9 protein-coding genes are annotated in these 6,441 nt (G+C 38.1%); 2 read left to right on the forward strand and 7 right to left on the reverse strand.

Annotation, left to right across the window (positions count from 1 at the left end; genetic code table 11):
- Positions 1-10 precede the first annotated feature (10 nt).
- Positions 11-1,102, reverse strand: coding sequence for a 5-(carboxyamino)imidazole ribonucleotide synthase (locus BTHERMOSOX_RS03010; RefSeq protein ID WP_138119297.1), 1,092 nt, complete (start codon positions 1,100-1,102; stop codon positions 11-13).
- Positions 1,102-1,590 (reverse strand): 5-(carboxyamino)imidazole ribonucleotide mutase, encoded by a 489-nt coding sequence (purE, locus tag BTHERMOSOX_RS03015; RefSeq protein WP_138119299.1) that lies wholly within the window; start codon positions 1,588-1,590, stop codon positions 1,102-1,104. The genes BTHERMOSOX_RS03010 and purE overlap by 1 nt, the downstream gene beginning before the upstream one ends.
- A gap of 293 nt (positions 1,591-1,883) precedes the next feature.
- On the opposite strand from purE, the gene BTHERMOSOX_RS03020 reads away from it, so the two are divergent.
- Positions 1,884-2,300, forward strand: a complete 417-nt coding sequence (locus tag BTHERMOSOX_RS03020; protein ID WP_249360586.1) for a hypothetical protein — start codon at positions 1,884-1,886, stop codon at positions 2,298-2,300.
- On the opposite strand, the gene BTHERMOSOX_RS03025 is transcribed toward BTHERMOSOX_RS03020, so the two are convergent.
- The 3 genes from BTHERMOSOX_RS03025 to BTHERMOSOX_RS03035 are packed head-to-tail and all read right to left on the reverse strand — an operon-like array spanning position 2,295 to position 4,682.
- Positions 2,295-2,897: a DUF2238 domain-containing protein gene (locus BTHERMOSOX_RS03025; protein WP_138119303.1), complete on the reverse strand. Its 603-nt coding sequence runs from the start codon at positions 2,895-2,897 to the stop codon at positions 2,295-2,297. The two genes, BTHERMOSOX_RS03020 and BTHERMOSOX_RS03025, sit on opposite strands and share 6 nt — an antisense overlap.
- On the reverse strand, positions 2,894-3,586 hold the full coding sequence (locus BTHERMOSOX_RS03030; protein WP_138119305.1) for an alpha/beta fold hydrolase: 693 nt from the start codon (positions 3,584-3,586) through the stop codon (positions 2,894-2,896). The genes BTHERMOSOX_RS03025 and BTHERMOSOX_RS03030 overlap by 4 nt, the downstream gene beginning before the upstream one ends.
- Positions 3,576-4,682 carry an aminotransferase class I/II-fold pyridoxal phosphate-dependent enzyme gene (locus tag BTHERMOSOX_RS03035; RefSeq protein WP_138119307.1) on the reverse strand — a complete coding sequence of 369 codons (1,107 nt, stop codon included), beginning with the start codon at positions 4,680-4,682 and terminating at the stop codon, positions 3,576-3,578. The genes BTHERMOSOX_RS03030 and BTHERMOSOX_RS03035 overlap by 11 nt, the downstream gene beginning before the upstream one ends.
- Before the next feature lie 88 nt (positions 4,683-4,770).
- On the opposite strand from BTHERMOSOX_RS03035, the gene BTHERMOSOX_RS03040 reads away from it, so the two are divergent.
- A complete protein-coding gene (locus BTHERMOSOX_RS03040) occupies positions 4,771-5,091 on the forward strand; it encodes a DUF6172 family protein (protein ID WP_138119309.1) in 321 nt (106 codons plus the stop codon).
- A 3-nt stretch (positions 5,092-5,094) separates the two neighbouring features.
- On the opposite strand, the gene BTHERMOSOX_RS03045 is transcribed toward BTHERMOSOX_RS03040, so the two are convergent.
- Complete coding sequence (locus BTHERMOSOX_RS03045; protein WP_171004632.1) at positions 5,095-5,250, reverse strand: hypothetical protein; 156 nt, start codon at positions 5,248-5,250, stop codon at positions 5,095-5,097.
- Positions 5,251-5,256: 6 nt separating this feature from the next.
- On the reverse strand, positions 5,257-6,036 hold the full coding sequence (locus BTHERMOSOX_RS03050; protein WP_171004633.1) for a thiazole synthase: 780 nt from the start codon (positions 6,034-6,036) through the stop codon (positions 5,257-5,259).
- Between the last annotated feature and the right edge of the window lie 405 nt (positions 6,037-6,441).

The following is a 6,441-nucleotide window of genomic DNA, read 5'->3' on the forward strand; positions in this document are numbered from 1 at the left end:
TAATCCTTATTTAGTTCGGTAAAAAATCGCTTAGCTGCTGAATACTATTTTCTAGCTCTGTTAAAGAGTTGGCAGTAATATTGATGTGCCCAAGTTTTCTGTTATCACGTTCAGTTTTATCGTACAGATGCAAATGAGCATTAGCCATATTGAGTGCAATATTAGTTGGACCTATTTTTCCAATAATATTTACCATTGCACTAACTGTATGTGTCGGGCTTGTATCGCCGAGCGGCATGCCAGTAATAGCACGAATATGATTTTCAAACTGTGAAGTGTCGGCACCCTCAATACTCCAATGGCCAGAATTATGCACACGTGGCGCCATTTCATTCACCACAAGGCCATCATTTGTTTCAAACAATTCAATGGTCAGTACGCCAACATGATCCATTTCATCTAATAAGGTTTGCATATAATGCTCGGCAGTTTTTTGAACCTCAGGATCGATATTTTGCGCAGGCGCAATAGTAAGCCTTAAGATTCCGTCATGATGCGTATTTTCAACCAATGGATAATATTTATGGTCATTGTCAATACCGCGCACAGCGATTAAAGACAATTCGCGTTTAAAATTAACAAACCCTTCTAAGATTGATTCGACACCATTCATGCTATCAAAAGCTTCTTTAATTTGGTCTTCGCTACGCATTAAAAACTGACCTTTACCGTCGTAGCCTTCTGTAGTTGTTTTTAAAATAGCAGGCGGGCCAATTTTGCTGACGGCTTGCTGGAGCTCTTCCAAGGTATTTACTATTTGATAAGGCGCACAAGGAATGTTTAGCTGGTCAAATAAAGCTTTTTCACGGCCACGATGCTGAGTGGTAAATAGAGATTTTTCACCAGGATAAACTGGAATATCCTTATTAATCTTTCTAACAATTTCAACATCTGTATTTTCACTTTCGTAAGTGATGACATCAGCAAAAGCCACGAGTGATTCAATATTATCAGCATTATCCTCTAGAGCAAACATATGCCCTAAAAGTGCCGAAGGTTCATCATTAGAATTACCAGAAAAACCAAATTGATGATTTAAAGGGTAGCCAGAAATAGCCATCATTCTGCCAAGTTGGCCTGCGCCAAGTACGCCAATTTTCATTAACTAGCCGGGTTTGGGTTGTCTAAAACATCTTGTGTTTGTTTAGCTCTAAATGCCGCTACTTTAGCTCGAACAGTTTCGTCTTCGTTAGCAATAATTTGAGCAGCTAAAATCCCTGCATTTTTGGCACCTGCTTCACCAATAGCTAATGTGCCAACAGGAATACCACCAGGCATTTGAGCAATTGACAGTAATGAGTCTTGACCACTAAGTGCACGAGACTGAACTGGCACACCAAGTACTGGCACAATGGTTTTTGCAGCAACCATTCCAGGCAAGTGAGCGGCACCACCAGCGCCAGCAATAATCACCTTAAGGCCACGATCAAGTGCAGTGGATGCATACTCAAACATTAGATCAGGTGTGCGATGTGCAGACACTACTTTAACTTCATGCTCTACGCCAAACTGCTCAAGCATTTCTACTGCATTTTTCATGGTTGGCCAATCTGATTTTGACCCCATAATAACACCAACAACTGCACTCATAGCCTCCTCCAAGGATTGTAACTTTATGGAAATTATACTCAAATAGTACCTATATAGATAGCAATGGGGTAGATATAGTCAGTTAAAATCAAAGACTTGTTTATTTTAATTATTGACTAATAATGCCAAATCCAACCATTTAAGACCTTATCGATCAATTTAACTAGGTTAAACAAAATTTAGAAATAGATGTTGAGTCTAGGCGAAAAAAATTTAATTATCAATTTAATAAAAAACGAGTCATCTTTGAAAGGACTTTACTTAATGCACATAAAAGACTAAAGACAGGTAGTTTGCGCTATTTATTTAATGCTAACCCATTGATTATTATCACCGCACCCATTATTTATTCACTGATTGTGCCATTATTGTTATTAGACTTATTTGCATTTTTATATCAAGCTGTTTGCTTTCCAGTTTATAAAGTACAGAAAATTAAAAGAAGTGACTATATCGTGATTGATCGACACAAACTTGGATATCTCAATATCTTTGAAAAAATCAACTGTATTTATTGTGGTTATGCTAATGGTTTGTTGAGTTATGTGGGTGAATTAGCCTCTATGACAGAACAATTTTGGTGCCCAGTCAAACATGCAAGAAAAGTAAAAAACCCGCACGATCGCTATTGGGACTTTATTGATTACGGCGATGCTGATGCTTATATTGGTAATTTAAAAGAGCAGCAGAATAAAGTTAAAAAATTATAAGAATTTTTTCTTGGTATTGGCAAAAGCTAAAAATAACCACGCACCAACGCCTGCTAGGAATACATCTTTTTCGCCGTCCCAAATATCACCCTGAGAGCCAAGAAACATATTGGATGCACTGTCTTGCTCATAGATAACGGCATACCACCATTCCAATATTTCATAGCTTGCACCAATGCCAATAAAAATCATAACTAGGGTGAAGATTTCAACGCTACGATTTGAAAAATTAACGATCTTTCCGAATCTTTCTTTGAATGGTAGAACAATTAAGAATCCAAATGCAAAATGTACCAGTCGATCAAAATGGTTTCTTTGTATGTCAAATAGCTCTGCCACCCAGAAACCTAACGGCACTTCTGCATAAGTGTAGTGTGAGCCAATGGTTTGTAAGATGCAAAAAACAAATATAAGCCAATAGGATGTATTGGAAAATTGATAAGAAGGGTAGCAAAATACCAAGTAAGAAATACAAACAATCAGAATGATATTTTCTGCAAACCAAATATTCCGATGAAGTGGATTAATAGCTAAGGCCAACCAAAAAATCAAGAAAAATATTAATAACACTGGGGCGACTGACTTGGCTTTATTCATAAGGAGAAGTTAGGATGTAAAAAAGGCAAATGGCCCGTTTCTAGTATTGTGGGCATTTGTTGTTTATACCAATTACTAATCTTAACGGGTATTAACGTGTCTCGCTCACCCAGAGTGATTTGAATTGGCACTTCAAGCTGTTCAAATTTATCAATTAAATCAGTATTTAACAATATTTCCAGCCCTTGATTAAGCGCTTGAATACTTGCAGGATATTGATCAATTGTCTGGTTTAGAGCCTTTAGTTGTTTTTTATCGCTAGTTTGCAAACTGACAAATCGCTTTAAACCCTTAGATAAATTTAGTTCTAGTGCACTAGAGAACTGGCAAAAATTATCCGCATCAATGCCGTATTGCCAATTAGAGTTTTGTACAAAATTTGGGGTTGAAGCTACTAGAATTAATTTCGATATTTTAATTTTTGTGGCAATGTTAATGGCTAATAACCCACCTAGCGACCAACCTAACAGAATGGGGTTATTAGGTAAGATTTTGATAATCTCATCACACCACTCGTCAAGCCCACCAGCGACATCTCCACTCCTGCCATGGCCAGGTAAGTCAATTTTGGTAATGCGGTATTGGTCTTTGTATTTTTCAACCAAATCATTAAACAGCTCTGAATTAAATCCCCAGCCGTGAAGTAGAACAAGATCAGGGCCTGTACCTGTTGTTTGACTATAAAGCATTTTTAATACACATTAGCAGTTGTTCAATTTGACTCTGTGTGTGATTAGCATTCAGAGTGATGCGCAGTCGCTCTGTGCCTTTGGGTACGGTTGGTGGGCGAATGGCACCGACGTAAAATCCTTGTTCAAATAGACTTTGGCTAATTTTTAAAGCTTTTTCACTGTCTCCGATAATCAGTGGTTGAATGGCACTGTGAGAATTTGATATTGGTAAGTCAAGAGCGTTTGAAAAATTTCGGAAAAAATCAATATTGGTGAGTAATTTGGCTTGTTGCTCACCTTGTTTGATTAAATCTAAGCTTTTAAGTGTCGCTACGCAAATTGCTGGCGAAATAGCGGTTGTATAGATGTAAGGGCGAGATTTTTGGATTAAAAACTCGATAAAATCATCATTTCCAGCCACAAAAGCGCCCATTGTGCCTGCTGCCTTGCCTAAAGTGGCCATATAGATAGAATTTTTAGGAATATTTGGCTCAAATATACCAAATCCGTGAGCATCATCTTGCATGACAATTGCATTGGAAAAATTTGCGATTTTTTGCAAATCATCGATATTTGCTCGGTCGCCATCCATGCTGAATACACTATCAGCCACAATCATGCCTTGGCCTGATTGCTTGCTCGCTTTTTTCTTCAGTGACGCCATGTCATTATGCAAATAACGCCGCAAGGGTAATCCACTTAGTTGGTTGCCATCAATCAGTGAGGCGTGGTTAAGCTTGTCTTGTAATATCCAATCAAGCTCATCTTTAAGGGCGGAAAAAATCCCCAGGTTTGCACTATAGCCAGTTGAGAATAGTAGGGTTCGAGCTTGACCTATGTACTCAGCAAGTGCATCTTCCAAATCATGATGTGCACGCGTATGCCCACTAACCAAATGAGAGGCGCCAGATCCGACACCAAATGCTTCAACCCCTTGTTTGAGCGCTTCTTTGACTTGGCCGTGATTGGCGAGTGACAGGTAATCATTTGAACAGAAATTAACCACTGATTTTCCATTGATAACAATTTGTGTGTCTTGCGCACTTTCCGACACTTTTCTGGAACGATACAAATGATTTTGTTTAAGTACTGATAATTTTTTTGAAAAATCCATAAATCTATTTTATAGTTTGTCAACTTATTTGAATAGCCTAAGTTCATAATACAATATAATGGGTTTCTTATTCTCATCAAGATTCATCATGAAAAAAACATTTAGCTTCGCACATCCTAAAAAGAAAAGACCAAGAGTAGCTGATGCTATAAAGCATGAGCTTAAAAAATACATTAAGCGCGAGCGTAATAAACCATTACCTAAAGATATGGATTTTTGGGATTTTGATTGTCGTTTTGGTGCAGATGAAGCATCAGCTAGTGTTATCCATGTATCTGAAATTAACAAAGTTATTGCAGAAGCGCATGACGAAGGGTTGGATAATTTTTTCTTAGAAGTACTTGCAAAGCCTGCAAAAAGAACTAAAAAACCTGAAGAAGAAAAAGAGCCTGAAAGCTTTTTAGATTAGGCCTTATTTTTTCTTGGATTTATTTTCTTTGCTTTTAGCGTAAAAATAAACAACTAAATTTTTAGAGCCAAACATAAAGGCTAGAAATACAAGTCCAATAGCAAAGCCGACTAATGGCTTTTCTTGTAACAAGGTGATAAACCAGAGTGAGTCGCCCATCGCTATTTAGATTAAATTTTCCATTGGTGATGAAGCAGAGGCGTAAGCCTTTTTCATCATTCTGCCAGCCAAGTAAGATTCACGACCCGCAATCACAGCGTGCTTCATAGCGCTTGCCATCAGAACAGGGTCTTGTGCATTAGCAATGGCTGAATTCATCAGTACACCATCACAACCTAGCTCCATCGCCTTGGCAGCATCTGAAGCGCAACCAATACCCGCATCAACTAATACTGGTACGTTCGCTTGCTCTTTAATTAGCTTGATATTTGCCGGATTGGCAATACCTTGGCCTGAGCCAATAAGGGAGGCCAGCGGCATCACCGCACAGCAGCCAATATTTTCTAATTCTTTAGCAACGATTGGATCATCACTGGTGTAAACCATCACATCAAAACCATCATCTACCAAGGTTTTAGCCGCTGCTAAAGTTTCTACGATATTTGGATATAAGGTTTTTTCATCGCCCAAAACTTCAAGCTTAACTAAATTATGACCACCTAAAAGCTCACGCGCCAGCTGGCATGTGCGTACTGCATCTTTAGCCGTGTAGCAACCTGCAGTATTGGGCAAAATTGTATATTTATCAGGAGTAATAACATCAAGCAAATTTGGCTCGTTTGCATCTTGGCCGATATTTGTACGACGAATCGCAACGGTAATAATGTCAGCTTCTGCTGCATCAGTTGCCAGTTTTGTTTCAGATAAATCCTTATATTTTCCTGAGCCAACCAGCAAGCGAGAACGATAAGTTTTTCCGGCGATTACTAGTGGTGTGTCAGTCATAATATTTGATTGTTTAATAATGAAGGAGGGTAAAAAAAGGTTGAGCTTTCAGTTGAAAGTATTATATAGTCAAAAGTTACTATATAAATAATTTAGCTAGCATACTTCTTGAATTAAAGGGACACAATGAAACTCCCCCACTTGACTGGACACCAAACTAATATTTTACGCATTATTTTTCTGTATCAATAATCTTTTTTGAGGTTTGCACCCAAGGTCAGGCTACGAAGGAGCAAAGCCCCAACTTGGAACTTGTTCCAAGCCCTAACTTAAGCCTTAAAGGCTTAATGTTAAGTTAGGGAATATTGTTGCGATAAAACCTCTTTTCATAATCATTAGGCGAGTAATAATCAATCGTTGAATGTCGCCTAATTTTGTTATAAAACACTTCAATATATTCAAGTG

It is taken from the genome of Bathymodiolus heckerae thiotrophic gill symbiont (genome assembly GCF_900128515.1).
In the GTDB taxonomy this organism is placed as follows: Bacteria; Pseudomonadota; Gammaproteobacteria; order PS1; family Pseudothioglobaceae; genus Thioglobus_A.